This window comes from Streptomyces sp. NPDC037301 (assembly GCF_055602785.1).
The window spans coordinates 138,267-154,171 of sequence record NZ_JBVJWD010000017.1 but is presented as its reverse complement, the minus strand read 5'-3'; the positions used below and the strand labels follow the sequence as shown (position 1 = coordinate 154,171).

17 protein-coding genes are annotated in these 15,905 nt (G+C 69.8%); 10 read left to right on the top strand and 7 right to left on the bottom strand.

All coding sequences use genetic code 11. The annotated features are described in order from the left end of the window. The first annotated feature begins 13 nt into the window (after window positions 1–13). From ACZ7IB_RS26330 to ACZ7IB_RS26320, 3 genes are all read left to right on the top strand, one after another. Window positions 14–931, top strand: coding sequence for a MurR/RpiR family transcriptional regulator (locus ACZ7IB_RS26330; RefSeq protein WP_470916244.1), 918 nt, complete (start codon window positions 14–16; stop codon window positions 929–931). Window positions 932–1,009: 78 nt separating this feature from the next. Then, entirely contained in the window at window positions 1,010–1,975 is a 966-nt protein-coding gene (murQ, locus tag ACZ7IB_RS26325; RefSeq protein WP_470916243.1) for an N-acetylmuramic acid 6-phosphate etherase, read from the top strand. 48 nt (window positions 1,976–2,023) lie between these two features. Next, window positions 2,024–3,571: a PTS transporter subunit EIIC gene (locus ACZ7IB_RS26320; RefSeq protein WP_470916241.1), complete on the top strand. Its 1,548-nt coding sequence runs from the start codon at window positions 2,024–2,026 to the stop codon at window positions 3,569–3,571. A 67-nt stretch (window positions 3,572–3,638) separates the two neighbouring features. Here the strand turns inward: ACZ7IB_RS26320 and ACZ7IB_RS26315 are convergent, their stop codons facing one another. Continuing rightward, entirely contained in the window at window positions 3,639–4,244 is a 606-nt protein-coding gene (locus ACZ7IB_RS26315) for a Uma2 family endonuclease (protein ID WP_470916239.1), read from the bottom strand. Window positions 4,245–4,734: 490 nt separating this feature from the next. Between ACZ7IB_RS26315 and ACZ7IB_RS26310 the strand changes: the two genes are divergently transcribed. Next, the gene (locus ACZ7IB_RS26310) at window positions 4,735–5,409 is read left to right on the top strand and encodes a response regulator transcription factor (protein ID WP_470916237.1); all 675 of its coding nucleotides are present in this window, start codon (window positions 4,735–4,737) and stop codon (window positions 5,407–5,409) included. 53 nt (window positions 5,410–5,462) lie between these two features. Then, the gene (locus tag ACZ7IB_RS26305; RefSeq protein ID WP_470916235.1) at window positions 5,463–6,851 is read left to right on the top strand and encodes an ATP-binding protein; all 1,389 of its coding nucleotides are present in this window, start codon (window positions 5,463–5,465) and stop codon (window positions 6,849–6,851) included. Here ACZ7IB_RS26305 and ACZ7IB_RS26300 read toward each other — a convergent pair. Together ACZ7IB_RS26300 and ACZ7IB_RS26295 are read right to left on the bottom strand one after the other, a co-directional pair. Beyond that, window positions 6,832–7,677 (bottom strand): COG4705 family protein, encoded by an 846-nt coding sequence (locus ACZ7IB_RS26300; protein ID WP_470916233.1) that lies wholly within the window; start codon window positions 7,675–7,677, stop codon window positions 6,832–6,834. The two genes, ACZ7IB_RS26305 and ACZ7IB_RS26300, sit on opposite strands and share 20 nt — an antisense overlap. After that, window positions 7,674–8,219 carry a hypothetical protein gene (locus tag ACZ7IB_RS26295; protein ID WP_470916231.1) on the bottom strand — a complete coding sequence of 182 codons (546 nt, stop codon included), beginning with the start codon at window positions 8,217–8,219 and terminating at the stop codon, window positions 7,674–7,676. Before ACZ7IB_RS26295 ends, ACZ7IB_RS26300 begins: the two co-directional genes overlap by 4 nt. 258 nt (window positions 8,220–8,477) lie before the next feature. Here ACZ7IB_RS26295 and ACZ7IB_RS26290 point away from each other — a divergent pair, with 258 nt between their 5' ends. Next, window positions 8,478–8,930 carry a BP74-related protein gene (locus tag ACZ7IB_RS26290; protein ID WP_470916309.1) on the top strand — a complete coding sequence of 151 codons (453 nt, stop codon included), beginning with the start codon at window positions 8,478–8,480 and terminating at the stop codon, window positions 8,928–8,930. Window positions 8,931–9,034: 104 nt separating this feature from the next. Here the strand turns inward: ACZ7IB_RS26290 and ACZ7IB_RS26285 are convergent, their stop codons facing one another. Together ACZ7IB_RS26285 and ACZ7IB_RS26280 are read right to left on the bottom strand one after the other, a co-directional pair. After that, window positions 9,035–9,268, bottom strand: coding sequence for a hypothetical protein (locus ACZ7IB_RS26285; RefSeq protein ID WP_470916229.1), 234 nt, complete (start codon window positions 9,266–9,268; stop codon window positions 9,035–9,037). Then, window positions 9,258–9,506, bottom strand: coding sequence for a hypothetical protein (locus ACZ7IB_RS26280; RefSeq protein WP_470916227.1), 249 nt, complete (start codon window positions 9,504–9,506; stop codon window positions 9,258–9,260). The genes ACZ7IB_RS26285 and ACZ7IB_RS26280 overlap by 11 nt, the downstream gene beginning before the upstream one ends. A gap of 114 nt (window positions 9,507–9,620) precedes the next feature. Between ACZ7IB_RS26280 and ACZ7IB_RS26275 the strand changes: the two genes are divergently transcribed. From ACZ7IB_RS26275 to ACZ7IB_RS26265, 3 genes are all read left to right on the top strand, one after another. Then, window positions 9,621–10,463 carry a helix-turn-helix domain-containing protein gene (locus tag ACZ7IB_RS26275; protein WP_470916225.1) on the top strand — a complete coding sequence of 281 codons (843 nt, stop codon included), beginning with the start codon at window positions 9,621–9,623 and terminating at the stop codon, window positions 10,461–10,463. Beyond that, window positions 10,444–10,722, top strand: coding sequence for a DUF397 domain-containing protein (locus ACZ7IB_RS26270; RefSeq protein ID WP_470916223.1), 279 nt, complete (start codon window positions 10,444–10,446; stop codon window positions 10,720–10,722). Before ACZ7IB_RS26275 ends, ACZ7IB_RS26270 begins: the two co-directional genes overlap by 20 nt. A gap of 155 nt (window positions 10,723–10,877) precedes the next feature. Beyond that, window positions 10,878–11,831 (top strand): GNAT family N-acetyltransferase, encoded by a 954-nt coding sequence (locus tag ACZ7IB_RS26265; RefSeq protein WP_470916221.1) that lies wholly within the window; start codon window positions 10,878–10,880, stop codon window positions 11,829–11,831. A gap of 150 nt (window positions 11,832–11,981) precedes the next feature. Here the strand turns inward: ACZ7IB_RS26265 and ACZ7IB_RS26260 are convergent, their stop codons facing one another. Continuing rightward, window positions 11,982–13,334 carry an erythromycin esterase family protein gene (locus ACZ7IB_RS26260; RefSeq protein WP_470916219.1) on the bottom strand — a complete coding sequence of 451 codons (1,353 nt, stop codon included), beginning with the start codon at window positions 13,332–13,334 and terminating at the stop codon, window positions 11,982–11,984. Between the two features lie 215 nt (window positions 13,335–13,549). Between ACZ7IB_RS26260 and ACZ7IB_RS26255 the strand changes: the two genes are divergently transcribed. Further along, window positions 13,550–15,157, top strand: coding sequence for an adenosine deaminase family protein (locus ACZ7IB_RS26255; protein ID WP_470916218.1), 1,608 nt, complete (start codon window positions 13,550–13,552; stop codon window positions 15,155–15,157). A 49-nt stretch (window positions 15,158–15,206) separates the two neighbouring features. Here the strand turns inward: ACZ7IB_RS26255 and ACZ7IB_RS26250 are convergent, their stop codons facing one another. Further along, complete coding sequence (locus ACZ7IB_RS26250; RefSeq protein ID WP_266359193.1) at window positions 15,207–15,797, bottom strand: TetR/AcrR family transcriptional regulator; 591 nt, start codon at window positions 15,795–15,797, stop codon at window positions 15,207–15,209. Between the last annotated feature and the right edge of the window lie 108 nt (window positions 15,798–15,905).

Below are 15,905 nucleotides of genomic sequence, written 5' to 3'. Positions count from 1 at the left end.
ATATCTTTCAAATGTGACCAATGACGTGAAGGAAAGTTTCAGCGCTGATTCACCGCCCGCCCCGGCGGCTCTCGCGGCCAAGGTGCGCACGCTCGCGCCGTCCATGACCCGCTCCATGCAGCGCGTTGCCGAGGCCGTCGCCGGTGACCCCGCAGGCTGCGCCGCCCTCACGGTCACCGGTCTCGCCGAGCTCACCGGCACCAGCGAGGCGACCGTGGTCCGCACGGCCCGCCTTCTCGGCTACCCCGGCTATCGCGATCTGCGCCTGGCCCTCGCCGGGCTCGCCGCGCACCAGCAGTCGGGCCGGGCTCCCTCCGTCACCGCCGACATAGCGGTCGACGACCCGATCGCCGATGTGGTCGCCAAGCTGGCCTACGACGAGCAGCAGACCCTCGCCGACACGGCCGCGGGGCTCGACACCGTCCAGCTCGGTGCCGCGGTCGCCGCCGCCGCCACCGCCCGGCGCATCGACATCTACGGTGTGGGCGCCTCGTCCCTCGTCGGCCAGGACCTGGCGCAGAAGCTGGCCCGTATCGGCCTGATCGCGCACTCCCACACGGACCCGCACCTCGCGGTGACCAACGCCGTGCAGCTCCGCTCCGGCGATGTGGCCATCGCGATCACGCACTCCGGCTCGACCGTCGATGTCATCGAGCCGCTGCGGGTCGCCTTCGACCGCGGCGCGACGACGATCGCGATCACCGGCCGTCCCGACGGCCCGGTGACGCAGTACGCCGACCATGTACTGACCACGTCCACCGCCCGGGAGAGCGAGCTGCGGCCCGCCGCCATGTCGAGCCGTACGAGCCAGTTGCTCGTCGTCGACTGCCTGTTCATAGGTGTCGCGCAGCGCACATACGAAACGGCCGCACCGGCACTCGCCGCCTCCTACGAGGCGCTGGCCCACCGCCACACCCCACGTCCGCGCTGACCCCGACCCGAGCCGAACCGGCCCTCACCGCCCGCACCCGCTGAACCGTACGAGATCGAGAAAGCAGAGCCGCTCTCCATGACCTCCACCACCGACGCCGACACCACCACCCCCGACGGATACGGGGAACTGCGAGCCCAGCTCGAAACGCTCACCACCGAGGCGTTCCGGCCCGAGCTCGCCGAGATCGACCGCCTGGACACGCTTGAGATAGCCCGGATCATGAACGGCGAGGACCGGTCCGTCCCGGCCGCCGTCGGCGCCCGGCTGCCCGAGATCGCCGCCGCGATCGACGGCACCGCGGAGCGCATGGCCCGCGGCGGCCGGCTGATCTACGCGGGCGCGGGCACCGCGGGCCGGCTCGGCGTGCTGGACGCCAGCGAGTGCCCGCCCACCTTCAACACCGACCCCTCCGAGGTCATCGGCCTGATCGCGGGCGGCCCGTCCGCCATGATCAAGGCCGTCGAAGGCGCCGAGGACAGCAAGGAACTGGCCGCCGCCGACCTCGACGCCCTGGACCTCACCGCCGACGACACCGTGGTCGGCATCTCCGCCTCCGGCCGTACGCCGTACGCGATCGGCGCCGTCGAGCACGCCCGTGGCAAGGGCGCACTGACCATCGGGCTGTCCTGCAACGCGGACTCCGCACTGGGCGCCGCGGCCGAGCACGGCATCGAGATCGTCGTCGGTCCGGAGCTGCTCACCGGCTCCACCCGGCTCAAGGCGGGTACGGCCCAGAAGCTCGTCCTCAACATGCTCTCGACGATCACGATGATCAGGCTCGGCAAGACGTACGGAAACCTCATGGTCGACGTCCGCGCCTCCAACGAGAAGCTGCGCGCCCGCTCCCGCCGGATCGTCTCGCTCGCCACCGGAGCGTCCGACGAGGAGATCGAGGCCGCCCTCGCCGCGACCGACGGCGAGGTGAAGAACGCCATTCTCACCATCCTCGGCCGGGTCGACGGCCCCACCGCCGCCACCCTGCTGACCGCGTCCGACGGCCACCTCCGCGCCGCCCTCGCCGCCGCCCCCCGCACCACCTGACCCACCGGCTCCACCTCCGCACCCCCGCACAGCAAGGCACCACGCACCATGGCAACAGAAGACAAGAACCGCGCCACCGCCGCCGCGATCCTTCCGCTCGTCGGTGGCGCCGCGAACGTCAGCTCCATCGCCCACTGCATGACCCGCCTCCGGCTGGGCCTGCACGACCGCTCGCTCGTCGACGACGAGGCCCTGAAGGCGATACCCGCCGTCATGGGCGTGGTCGAGGACGACACGTACCAGATCGTCCTCGGCCCGGGCACCGTCGCCCGGGTCACCCCGGAGTTCGAGCAGCTGGTGGAGGAGGGCAGGGCAGCAGCCCCTGAACCGGCCACAGCCGCAGCCGCCACCGCCCCCACCACCGCCTCCGCGGACGAACTGGCCGCCCAGGGGGCAGCGATGAAGGCAGCACGGAAGGCGAAGAACGCCACCCCGCTCAAGCTGTTCCTTCGCAGGATCGCGAACATCTTCGTCCCGCTGATCCCGGCACTCATCGGCTGCGGCATCATCGCCGGTCTCAACGGCCTGCTGGTGAACCTGGGCTGGCTGACCTCGGTCACGCCCGCCCTGGCCGCGATGGCGTCCGGATTCATGGCGCTGATCGCCGTGTTCGTCGGTTTCAACACGGCGAAGGAGTTCGGCGGTACGCCGGTCCTGGGCGGTGCGGTCGCCGCGATCATCGTCTTCCCGGGTGTCGCGAACATCGAGGCGTTCGGCCAGAAGCTCTCCCCCGGCCAGGGCGGTGTGCTGGGCGCACTGGGTGCGGCAGTGCTCGCGGTGTACGTGGAGAAGTGGTGCCGCCGCTGGGTGCCCGAGGCACTGGACGTACTGGTCACCCCGACCCTCACGGTCCTGCTCTCCGGCCTGGTGACGATCTTCGGCCTGATGTACGTGGCCGGCGAGATCTCCACCGCCATCGGTACGTTCGCCGACTGGCTGCTCTCCAACGGCGGCGCGGGCGCGGGCTTCGTGCTCGGCGGTCTCTTCCTGCCCCTGGTGATGCTGGGCCTGCACCAGGCACTCATCCCGATCCACACCACCCTGATCGAGCAGCAGGGCTACACGGTCCTGCTCCCGATCCTCGCGATGGCGGGCGCCGGCCAGGTCGGCGCGGCCGCGGCGGTCTACTTCCGTCTCCCCCGCAACGAGTCGATCCGCCGCACCATCAAGTCCGCACTCCCGGCCGGTCTGCTGGGCGTCGGCGAACCGCTGATCTACGGCGTCAGCCTCCCGCTCGGCCGCCCGTTCGTCACGGCGTGCGTGGGCGGTGCGTTCGGTGGCGGCTTCATCGGCCTGTTCAATCAGCTCGGCGACAAGGTCGGCTCCACGGCCATCGGCCCGTCCGGCTGGGCCCTGTTCCCCCTCCTCGACGGCAACCACGGCCTGGGCACCACGATCGCGATCTACGCGGGCGGCCTGCTGGTCGGCTACCTCGCCGGGTTCCTCGCGACGTACTTCTTCGGCTTCAGCAAGGACCTGCTGACGGAGTTCAACGTCTCCCAGGCACCGGCCGAATCCACGGTCGCGGCAACGGGCGGCCCGGCGTCCCCGACGACGGGCCCCGGCAGCCCGGCAAAGGAACCGGCCGGGGTCTGATCCCTGCATACGGATACGAATGAGGGGCGGCACCCAATGGTCGGGTGCCGCCCCTTTCCGTGCCTTCTCAGACCGGGAATTCCTCCGTGAGGAGGGTCGTTCCGAAGGGCTCCGGCAGCGTGAGCGGCTTGCCGAACGGCACCGGGTCGGAGCGCTTGTACGTCCCGTCCTCGTTCGGCTCCGTGAACAGCGTGGCCATCGCCCCACGCGTGTCGAACCGGTCGATCAGCAGATACATCGGCACGCCCGCGCGCGCATAGGCGCGGTACTTCTTCGTCCGGTCGTCCCGGGCATTGCCCTTCGACGTGATCTCGACGATGAGCAGTGCATCCGATGCATCCATCGGATCGCTGGCCTCCGGGTCGGCGGCCGCGATCAGCTTGCGCGGCATGACCACTAGGTCAGGAACATAGAGCTTGTCGAGTGGCGCGACGTGCACGCCGAGGGTCTGGTAGATGCCCAGTCCCTCGGGGACTGCCCGATACAGGTGAAACTGCACCAGCTCAGCAATGCCGTTGTGATGTGCATGAGGCGGAGGTACCAAGACGATCTGCCCTTCGTCGATCTCGGCGCGCCACCCCTCGGGCACGTCCAGTTCACGCCATGTCTGCAGCAGGTAGTCCCACGGGCGGCCCTCAGAGGCCTGGTCGTTCTCGACCATCGCGGCGGTCATCGCGAGTCCCTTCTTCTGTGGCCTGTCAAAGGAGCGTGGATCGACGGTTCTGCGGCAGTTCGCCGCTCACACCAGCGTCCCACGATCGTGTGACGTACGCAGCGACCCTCCGCCGTCCGCCCGGTCGCGGTGCGCGGTTCAGAGCCGGCAGGGGCCCCTTCTACGCATGTCGGCGGGGCGGCCGGGCGCCGCTCCGGCGGTCGTTGACCTGCTGGAGGCGTCCCAAGCGCCGGGCTCCGTTCCGTCGCCGAGCACATAGCGCAGGACGGGCCGGGCGGCCGGGCCGAACTGGGTGGGCCGGGCGGCGGGGCCGAGCTGGGTGGGCGCGGTGTCGGCGAAGGCTCTGCGAGCACGTCGAGGCCACGGTCGGCCAGGGCGTCGGGGCCCATATGCTGCTCCGCCCCCGCCACGCCCCGATGGTGTCGCACGCCACCTGAACAGAACCTGAACGCGCTGGGGTGCCCAGCACGGACCGAGTAATACTGGCCCGGTGACCGCTGCACGCATTCTTGTCGTCGAGGACGACCACGGCCTGCGCGATGTCCTGGCCCGTGGCCTGCGCGACGAGGACTTCGACGTCGTGACCGCCGTCGACGGCGCGACCGCCCTCAAGACCGTCGACGATTCGGTGCATGCGGTCGTCCTCGATGTGGGGCTGCCGGACTCCGACGGGCGTGATGTGTGCCAGGCGATGCGCGGGGCCGGGGTCAGCGTTCCGGTGATCTTCCTGACCGCCCACGGCAATCTCACCGACCGGCTCTCCGGTTTCGCCTCCGGCGGCGACGACTACCTGGTCAAGCCCTTCCACCTCAGCGAGCTCGCGGCCCGCGTCCGGGCGGTCCTGAACCGGGCCGGTCACCACGGCAGCACCCTCGCCGACAGCGCGGGTGCGATGCGGCTGAACCCGATAAAGCACGAGCTGACGGTCCACGGCCGCCCCGTGGCCCTGACCCCGACCGAGTTCCGCCTGCTGGCCTGCCTGATGGCGGACCCCGGGAGCGTGGTGCGCCGCCGGGCCCTGCTTCGGGCCGGCTGGCCGGAGGGGGCGCAGGTCAGCGACAACACCCTGGACCAGTACCTGGCCCGCCTGCGCCGCAAGCTCCGCGAGGCGGACAGCCCGCAGACCATCAGCACCGTCCGCGGCATCGGCTACCGCTTCGGCTGAGGACCAGAACGGCAACACATCCGCCGCGTCCGACCAGAGGCCCCGATGAACCGATGAACCGCCACCTCACCCCCCGAACCCTCCGCGGCCGCCTCGCCCTGATGGCCCTCGCCACCAGCGCGCTGTGGATCGGCGTCCTGACCATCGTCTTCAACATCGCCCTCGACAAACGGCTCCACGGGCAGGCCGACGACGTCCTGCGCACCCGCGCCGAGGCCGTGGCGGCGACGGTGGACGTACGACCGGACGGTCGGCTGGTCGTACGGGAGCCGACCGAGGACCGGGCCCTGGACGTCGGGGTCTGGATCTTCCGGGGCGGCACGGTGGTCGAGAAGCCCCCCACCGCACCCCCCGGCCTGGAGGCGCAGGCGGCCCGGCTCGCCGGCCGGCGAGAGACGTTCGCCGAGACCGAGGGCCCCGGGTCATGGCGGCTGTACGCCTTCCCCGTCGACGCTCCCGCCCGGCAGGGCCACACACCCACGCAAGCCGGCACCGTCGTCAGCTCCGTCAGCCTCGACCCGTACCGCAGCACGGCGGACACCGCTCTGATCGGTTCGATCGCGCTGGCGGTGCTTCTGCTGGCCACCATCTATCTCCTGACCCGCCTCGTCGTACGACGGGCCCTGCGCCCGGTCGCCGCGATGAGCGAGCAGGCCACGCGGTGGAGCGCCGCGGGCGCTCCCGAACGGTTCGGTGCGCAGGGCAGACCCGCCGAACTCGCCGCGTTCGCCACCAGCCTGGACGCGCTGCTGGACCGGCTGGCCGCCGTCCTGCGCCACGAGCAGCAGCAGGCCGCCGAGCTCTCCCACGAACTGCGCACACCGCTCGCCCGCATCGCCGCCGAAACCGAGTGGCTGACCGGGCGCCCGCGCAGCGCGGAGCAGCAGGAAACCTCCCTGGAGGCCATCGCGGGCGCCGCCGCGACCATGCAGCAGATCTGCGACTCGCTGCTCTCCGAGGTCCGTACCCGCAATGCGCAGACCCCTGGCCGCTCCCGCTTCTCCGACGTCGCGCACCGCCTGGTGGAACGCAACGCGGCTCTGTTCCCCGACGCCCCGCCGGTGACCGTCGCGGCGGGCAGCAGCACCCCCGGCGGCACACCCGACGTGAGCATCGGCGTCTCGGAGGATGTCGCCGAGCGCATCCTGACTCCGCTCCTGGACAACGCCCGCCGCTACGCAGCCCACTCGGTCACTCTCACCTGCGAGGCGAGCGCGGGCGAGGTCACGGTGTACGTGTCCGACGACGGACCCGGCGTGCCGGAGGACTTCGTCGCCTCGCTCTTCGAACCCGGCCGTCGTGCCCGCCCCGAGGACGGACACGACGGCGCGGGACTCGGTCTGGCCCTGGCCCGCCGGCTGGCCAGGGCAGCGGGCGGGGACATCGCACTGGACGCCGCGGCGCCCGGCGCGCGCTTCGTCGTCACCCTTCCTGCGGGCTGACCTCCGGTGCGCGGGCGGGCTCGGCGGTGCTGTCCTGCGTCACATCGCGCCGCGTCCGGGTCAGGAAGACGACAAGAGCGAGGATGACGACGAGGAACAGGATGCTGGTGCCGACGGTGCCCAGTCCCAGCCCGCCGTCCGCGGTGGGCTGCGACAGGTAGTCGCCCAGCGAGGCGCCGAGCGGCCTGGTCAGGACGTACGCGATCCAGAACGACCACACCGCGTTGAAGTCCAGCGTGCGGTGCGCGAGGGCCACCGCCGCGATCAGCGCGGCGAACACGAGCGCGGAGAGCCAGTACCCCAGGTCCAGCTTCTCCGCCGTGAGGTCGCCCGCGGACGTGCCCAGAGCGAATGTGAACAGGATCGCCAGCCAGTAGAACGCCTCGCGACGCGTCGTCCGGATCGAGTGGATGGACAGCGTCCGCTCACTCGCGTACCAGGCGAAGAACGTGACGGCGAGCGCCACCGCGAACACCACGGTCGTGGTCTGGAGCGGAACGCCGAGGTTGTCGGTCAGGTTGTCGCTGATCAGCGTGCCGACCACGCTGATCAGAACCACGGAAAGCCAGTACAGGCCGGGTACATACCTACGCGCCCGGAACTGGAAGACCAGGGTGACGACCAGCAGCGCACTCATCAGGTACGAGGTGTTGGTCAGCCCCATGCCCAGGTTGTCGTTGAGCAGATCGGCCGCGGTCTCACCCACGGTGGTGCACAGCACCTTGATCACCCAGAAGTAGATGGTCACTTCCGGGACCTTGTTCAGCATCTGCCGCGCCCGGGAGCGCGTGCCGGACGCGTACGTGTCGGTCATGTCGGTTGTCATGGAACGGCACGCTGGCAGGGCCTGCCTGAAATTTTCCTGACTGCGCTCAGCGCGTAGTGGTCGGCGACGGCGGCGAACGCGGCCTCGGGTTCCCATGGCAGGCCGGGGTAGGTGGTTCCGAGGCGGTCCTCGAAGACCTTGACGATGCCGTAGCCGGCCAGGTCCAGGTCTTCGCGGGGGTCGCCGTCGGGGCGGTGCACGTGGTCGTGCAGCGCGAAGGTGAAGACAAAGGTGCTGTCGATGCCTCCGGCGTCGAAGGCCTCCAGCAGTTCCCGCACATACGCGGCCTGAGCGGCCTCGTCGCGGGCGTACTCGCCGTTCAGCCGAAGAGGACCGGCGTCCTCGTCGTACTCGACGATCTCCAGACCGTGAGCGCCCCGGTCACCCGCACCCCGGTAACCGGCCGCGCCGAACTCGGTGATCGCGACGGCTTTCCCTGCGCGACGAGGTGATGGACGCCTTCGGCGAACCGGTCGGCGGTCTCGGCCGACCGGTAGAGATCCACGGACATGATGTCGAAGGGGCCCAGTCGACGCGTTCAAGCGGTACGGACGCGTAGGTCACCTTGCCGCCGAAGCGCTCGCGGACGAGTGCCGCGGCCTTGTCGAGGAAGTCGTTGACACGCGCACTGACCTGCCCGCCCTGGTGCGGCGACGCGGCCCGGCCCCGAGCTGACCGTACGCCCGACGCCCACCCGGAGCGTCGGGCGCGACTTTCCGTGATCACTCCATTACGTTGCGCCACGAGCGGCCGTGATCACCACGGCTCGCCACGCACCAATGGAGATCCTCGTGCGACACATGTTCACCAAGATCGGAAGCCTCGCCGCCGTCGCGATGCTCGCCTTCACCGTGGCCCAGCCGGCCCAGGCCACCCAGCACAGCGAGGGGGCGCAGCGCGCCGCCGTCGCGCCCGCGTACTTCGAGATGACCGACATCACCCGGAGCACGTTCATCGTGAAGCTGGTGAAGGAGCGCGAGATCCAGCACGCCAGGGACCTGGTGAGCGGCGCCACGAACGACGAGCCGCACGTCATCGGCAGGATCAGCAAGTACCCGGCCTCGTACAACCCGGGCTGGAGCTTCCACTACGCCCCGGAGACGGTCCACTTCTTCGACTACGCCTTCGAGATCTGCGACGCGACAGTGCCGTACGTCGAGGAACACCTCGACGAGGCCGGTGGCCCCTTCCTGCCCGGCCTCATCTTCTGCCCCTGGACTTCAGAGCTCGTACGCGAAGTCCCCGCCCCGTAAGGCGAGTTGACCGGACCGATCGACCCGATCGAAGGGCGGCACCCATCCAGGGCGTCGCCCTTCCTCACGTCCGCCGCCGCATCAGGCCCGACACCCTGCCACCCTCACGGCAGCCGCCCCTCCCGGTTGATCTCCCTGACCCGGGCCCGCAGCACTTCCCCGAGCGGTGCCGGGCGGACCGACTCCGGCGGGCAGTCCCACTCGGCCCCACCACCCGGCGCCCGCAGCTGTACATACGGCCCGACGAACCCCATCACGCGCCCCACCCGCCCATCCCGTGTGTCCACCGCGAACGACCCGGGCTCCGGCGCACACGGCTCAAGCTCCTCACCCGTCATGACCGGCCAGCCCCTGCGCCTCCAGGACCGCGCTCAGCCGCAGCGCCGTGTCGAGATTGCACCGGCCGAGGTCGACCAGCGGCGACACCGGTTCGTTCCCCGCACTCGACACAGGGTCGATCCGCAGCGAGGGCAGCGTGATCCCGACCCCGGAGAACCCCTCCCTCAGCCGCGCCACAGCCTCCTCCGCCGCCCGCACTCTGCCCTCTGCCGTCCTGCGCCGTTCCATCGTCGTCATGATCCATCCCTTTCCACGCTGAGTAATGACAATGCATACCCAGCGTGTCCAACACGTCGCTAGCCTGGAAGAGGCGCAGAACCAACAACCGCACGTGTGTCACAGGGAGTTGTCATGCCAGGCCCCAAAGAACTCGACCCCTCCTCCTCGCCACGCGCCCTGCTCGGCGCCGAACTCCGCCACCGGAGGGAGGGCAAAGGCCTCTCTCAGGAGGAGCTGGGCCTTCCGCTGTTCGTCAGCGGCTCTTTCATCGGGCAGTTGGAGTCCGGCACACGACGGATGCAGGTGGATCAGGCTCAGAAGCTGGACGAGATCCTGAAGGCGGACGGGTTCTTCGTGCGCAACTGCGCCGCCCTGAAGAAGTCGAAGTACCCGGATCACTTCGCCGAAGCGGCCGAGGCTGAGGCCGTGGCAAAGACGATCAAGGAGTACGCGCCTCAGCTGATCCCGGGGCTGTTGCAGCCGGAGGCATACGCGCGAGCGGTGTTCCGGGCGTACCAGCCGACGGCTGTGGAAGACGTCATCAACGATCTGGTCGCGGCACGACTGGAACGGGCGCAGCTCCTGGCCGATCCAACAACGCCCTTGGTTTGGGCGGTTCTGGACGAGGCGGTGTTACGTCGCCGGGTCGGCGGCCCGGCGGTGATGGCTGAGGCGCTCCGCCACATCCTGGAGCTGGCCCGCGAACACCGGATCATCGTGCAGGTGCTGCCGTTCAGCGCGGGCGCCCACGCGGCCCTGGATGGTGGGCTGAAGCTGATGTCCTTCCCCGATGCACCTCCACTCGCGTATGTGGACGGCACTGGTTTCGGTCGGCTGCACGACGACCCGGCCACGGTCGCACGACACCAACTGACCTACGATCTGCTGCAGGCCGACGCGTTGTCACAAGAGCTGTCCCTGGCCCTGATTGAGTCGGTGGCGGAGGATTACGCCCATGAAGCTCAGCAGTTCTGACTACGACCTGTCCATGGCCACCTGGCACAAGTCCTCCTACAGCGGTGGCGACGGCGGCAACTGCCTCGAAGTCGCGACCTGGCGAAAGTCCTCGTACAGCGGCGGCAGCGGCGGCGACTGCCTGGAGGTCGCCGACGGCCACGCCGGCATCGTCCCCGTCCGCGACTCCAAGGTGACCGAGGGCCCGACGCTCGTGTTCCGGGCCGCCGCCTGGACGTCCTTCATCGCGGACCTCAAGCACGCCCAAGAAGTCATCTAGTGCCGTAGCAGGCGACGTTCGCCCTGTAGGTCGTGACGCGCGTCGGTCGATGTCCGCAGTCGGCCGGCGTGATCGAGGGACATGGCCTGCCCTGCGGTCGGCGGCCCCGGAAAACGGTTCGACGGCTTTGCGGAGTCCTGACACAGTGGCGCACCATGACGGACGTCGAGCTCTTGACCGCCACGGACATACCGCTCATGCAGGGTCTGGCGCAGCGTGTCACCGCCACCCGCCCGGACCTGATCAGCGCCGGCGCTTCGTACGGGGAGCTGGCCTGGGTCTGGGGCCAGGGGCGCGCCCCCTACGGCGCAACCTGGCCGCGTCGGCTGTGGTTCTTCGGTGACGAATTGGTGGCGTGGGGCTGGGCCTTTCTTCCGCGCCAGGTGAGGCGCAACGACGGGTCGGTCACGGACGTCACCGGCGCCTCGCTGAGTTATCAGGTCCATCCCGACCACACCGAACTGGTCGACGAAGTGATCGATTGGTACGACGGTGTGGCGGCCGGCCTCGATCGCACGGTGTTGCCGACGGCCGCCGAGGAGTTCGCCCTGAAGCGATGGGCGGCGCACGGCTATGAGACCGACGTGGAGGCGCTCGGTGACACCGGCGACTGGACCCAGCTCAACGAGCGGGACCTCACCGATGTGGAGCGGCCGGTGCCGCCGGCCGGATTCCGGTTCCGCACCGCCGACGAAGCCGGACCGGAGGCCGCGGTCCGGGCCCATGTGGACGCCTGGACTCCCTCGTCGTACACGGCCCAGAACTACAAGGATGTCCGGCAGACGGCGGCCTATCGCGGCGACCTTCACGTCCTGGTGGAGGCGCCGGACGGAACAATGGCATCCTCGACGATCATGTGGCTCGACAAGGCGAACCAGACTGTCGAGTTCGAGCCGGTCGGAACGCATCCGGACTACCGGCGGCTCGGGCTGGCAAGGGCGATGATGCTGCACGGGATGCATCTGGCGCGGGCGGCCGGGGCCACTCATGCGACGGTCGTCTGTCTGGGTGCGCCGGGGCATCCCGAGGCGCGCGGGCTGTACTGCGGCCTCGGGTTCCGGGAGCTCTCGCGGGACGCGCCGCTCATCAAAGCCAGGACCGCGGGCTGAGGACCGGTCGTTCGGGCAGTCGCTGGTCAAGCCACGTTGGCTCGGGCGACGGCCTGACGTGGTACAGGGCACTCGAGCCCGCCCGCACGATCGGCCTCCCCGCAGGTCAGGTGGTGTCGGGCGGCTCGCGCCGGGGCCGGAACCAGGCCGTCACGGCTTCAGCTTGTCGGCCTCCCGGACTTCGTGGAGGTGGATGAGGACGTCGAAAGACTTGGCGATCGCGACATCGCGCGGTGCGGCGGGGAACTGGGTGCCGAGGTTGAGCGTGGGCCTGGCGGTGTTCAGCCAGTCGCGCGCGGCAGCCGGGGCGGTGCGGACGTCGAGGTAGAAGTCCCGGTAGCGGACCTTGTCGAGGGTGGCCTCGTTCCGGTCGGGCTCGGCGGCGGGAACGGTGAACTTCTTCCACTCGCCGCCCAGCGCGGCGTCCTTCGACAGGAAAGAGCCCTGGTTGAAGGTGAAGCCGATGGGGAGGTAGTTCTTGCCCATCGTGTCGCGCAGGAACGACCCCTGCGTCTTGGAGTACGTCTCGGGGTCGCTGGCGATGTAGGCGACATGGTCGTTGTGCGCGGACAGCAGCACCTTCTGGCCGGTGCGCTGCTGCCACCAGGAGACGTTCTGGGCCATCACCTCGTCGCGGAAGCGCTGGGAGGCGGCGTTCGACTCCGGGTCGTCGGGGTTCAGGGTGAGGAACTTGGCGGTCTGGGCGACCGACCGGGCGTTCTGCTCGGCCCAGTCGAACGCTTCACCGCCGGGGCCCTTCAGACCGCTGACCAGCTCCAGGGCCTGCTGTGCCTTGGCGGCGAGCTGCTGCCGTTCCGCGAGCGGCTTGCCCAGGTAGGCGAAGACGTCATCGATCGGGCGCAGGCCGGTGTAGAGCTCGTTCAGCCGCGGCAGCGCCTCCGGGTTGTTCTTCTGCACGTAGCCGGTCACCCGGCCGAAGAACTCGTCGCTCAGTGTGGGGGCGCCGATGTCGTCGCCCATGAAGTGGACGGTGCGGCCCGGGTGGTGGCGGTTGTAGTCCCGCATCCACTCGATGAGGCTGACGAACTCCTCGCGATCCCAGGGCGAGTTGGTGAGCGTCTCCTTGGCGATCTTGCGGGCGTCACCCTTGCCGGTCTGGAGGTAGTCGTCGATCTGGAGCCCGGCGGACCAGCTCAGCTCCAGGGCGAAGGTGGTGAAGCCCTTCTTCTCGACGAGGTGGCGGAAGACCCGCTCCTTCATGGCGAAGAACTCGTGGGAGCCGTGGGTGGCCTCGCCGAGGCCGACCACCTTGGCGTCGCCGATCATCGAGCCCAGGGCTCGCAGGTCGGCCGTGTTCCCCCCGGGCTCGGTCGAGCGCAGCGGGTGGGCCGCCCGCTCCAGTGCGCCGACCGGGTTCTGGTCCCTGCCGGCCGTGTCGGCCGAGGCCGCCTGCACCGCCACAGGAGCGAGGAACGCTCCCGTCGCGACCGCCGCCGTCGCCAGCAGTACCCGTCGGCTGATCCGCTTCCGGTGCCTAGCCATGTTGTTGCCTCTCAACTTGCGTATTACAACTTGAGAAGGATCATTGCCTGCGATTCCACTGCCGCGCGCTGGGAGAAGCCTCCGACTTTTCCGGGGGGATAGCCCCCGGAAAAGTCGGAGGGCAGCGCCCGCTCGCGCACTCGATCGGGTGGACGTTTCCGGCCATAGGTGCGGTTTGGGTGAGAAATGCCCTCGCCGAACGCGATCATTCGGCGGTGATCTCAACAATCCGGACGGCCCACCGTCCCAAGTCTCTGCTCCCGGCCGGGCTCGGTGCACTCACCGTGCTCTCCCTGCTCCCGGCGATCCCGGCCACGGCCGCACCCGTGAAGGATCCCTCGGCACGGCCCGCCGCGCACACGTCACCCCGCGCGGTGACGCAGGCGGAGCGCAGGACCGCCGCGTACCTCGACTCATTGCGCAACAAGCCCGAGAGGCTGAGGGCCTTCTTCAAGGCGCTGCCCAAGGGGGGCGACCTCCACAACCACCTGTCGGGCGCGGCACAGACCGAGTTCCTGATCAAGCTCGCGGGCGAGAAGGGGCTGTGCATCGACGCGACGATGACGGCTGTCGCGCCGCCGTGCGGACCGGGCAAGCGGCCCGCCATCGACGCGCAGACGGACGCCGCCTTCCGGCAGCAGATCGTCCGGGCCTGGTCCATGCAGGATTTCCCTGCCGACCAGTCCGGGCATGACCACTTCTTCGACACCTTCGGCAAGTTCAGCCTGGCGACCTGGGACCGCGGCAAGCTGCTCGCCAATGTGGCCGACACCGTGGTCGAGCAGAACCAGTTCTATCTGGAGACCATGGTCACCCCCGCGTCGGAAAGCGCCAAGAAGCTTGCCGACGCCGTGGGTTACGACGCCGACCTGGCGGCGTTCCACCGCAAGCTTCTGGCCGGCGGGCAGCTCGACCGGGTCGTGGACGATGCGGTCAAGGAGGCCGACGACGCCAATGCCCAGTTCCGGGTGGCCGCGCACTGCGACACCGCGCGCCCCGACCCGGGCTGCCGGCTCCCCGTCAGGTGGATCTCCCAGGTCTCCCGCGGCAGCACCCCGGCGCGGGTGTTCACGCAGATGGCGGTCGGCATGCGGCTGGCGGAGCGCGACCCGAGGTTCGTCGCGGTCAACCTCGTACAGCCCGAGGACGGGGAGAGCGCGCTGCTCAACTACAGCCTCCAGATGCGGATGCTGAACTATCTGCGCGGCCAGTACCCGGGCGCCCACCTCACCCTGCACGCCGGTGAGCTGGCCCCCGGCCTGGTCAAGCCCGAGGACCTGACGTTCCACATCCGCGAGGCCGTACTCGTCGCCGGTGCCGAACGCATCGGACACGGCGTGGACCTGGTCCACGAGGACGACTGGCGGCAGCTCGCCCGGACGATGGCGCAGCGCAAGGTGGCGGTCGAGGTGCCGTTCAGCAGCAACAAGCAGATCCTCGGCATCGCGGGCGACGACCACCCGTTCAACGCGTACCGCCGCTACGGCGTCCCGGTGGTCCTGTCCACCGACGACCCGGGGGTCTCGCGGATCGATATCAGCCACGAGTACCAGTACGCCGCCAGGACGTACGACCTCCGCTACACCGAGCTGAAGGACCTGGCCCGCGCCTCGCTGGAGTACGCGTTCCGCAACGGCCGCAGCCTGTGGGCCACCGGCTCCGCCCCCTCCGGCTACCGCCTGGTCGACGCCTGCCGCAGCGACCGGCCGGGCACCGCCCACCCGAGCGCGCGCTGCGCCCGCTACCTGGCCGACAACCCGAAGGCGGCGACCGAGTGGCGCCAGGAGACGGCCTTCGCCACCTTCGAGAGCCGTCACCGTTAACCGAACAACACACGTCCGGGGCCGGGGCCCGGGCCCGGACGTGTCTGCGCTACTCCGCCGGAGCCGACCAGAGGTGTCCGAGCGTGCCCAGTACGAGACGGCACACGTCGTCCGGATCGGCACCGGCCAGGGGTTCACGTGCGACGACCGTCCGCATCAGGCCGATGCCGAGAAGCCATGCCATGGCGAGATCCGCACGCAGGGCGCCGTCCTCGGTGCCGGAGAGCCCGGCCAGCGCGCCCTGGTACTCCTCGCCCAGCTTCCGCAAGGTTCCGGCCGCCTCGTCGCCCCGACCGATGGACCGCAGATAGACCTCCAGAGAGCGGTCCTCCGTCCCCCCGTCCGAGCTGCGGGTCAGCATCGAGCGCAGGGCGGTCTCGAAGAGCTCCTCGGGCGGCGTCGCCCGCACCTGCTCGAGCCCGCCCTGTGCGACAACCTCCGTGAGCAGCCCTTGCTTGGACCCGAAGTACCGGAACAGCAAGGCCTGGTTGGCCCCGGCCCGCTCCGCGATGCTCCGGACCGTCGTCCCTTCGTAACCCCGCTCCGCGAACAGGTCACGGGCCGCTTCCAGCAGCCGACGACGTGTGGCCGCGGCATCGCGGCGGCGCTCTCCGGACGGCGGCGCGGGGGCGGACTCCATGGCGGATTTCCTCTCGGACGGCCCGTCAGGATATCGGCCGTAAAGCATCGTTGACCGCCCCGGAGGCACACTCCTAACGTTGTAAGCAGCTGCTTACATATCGGAGGC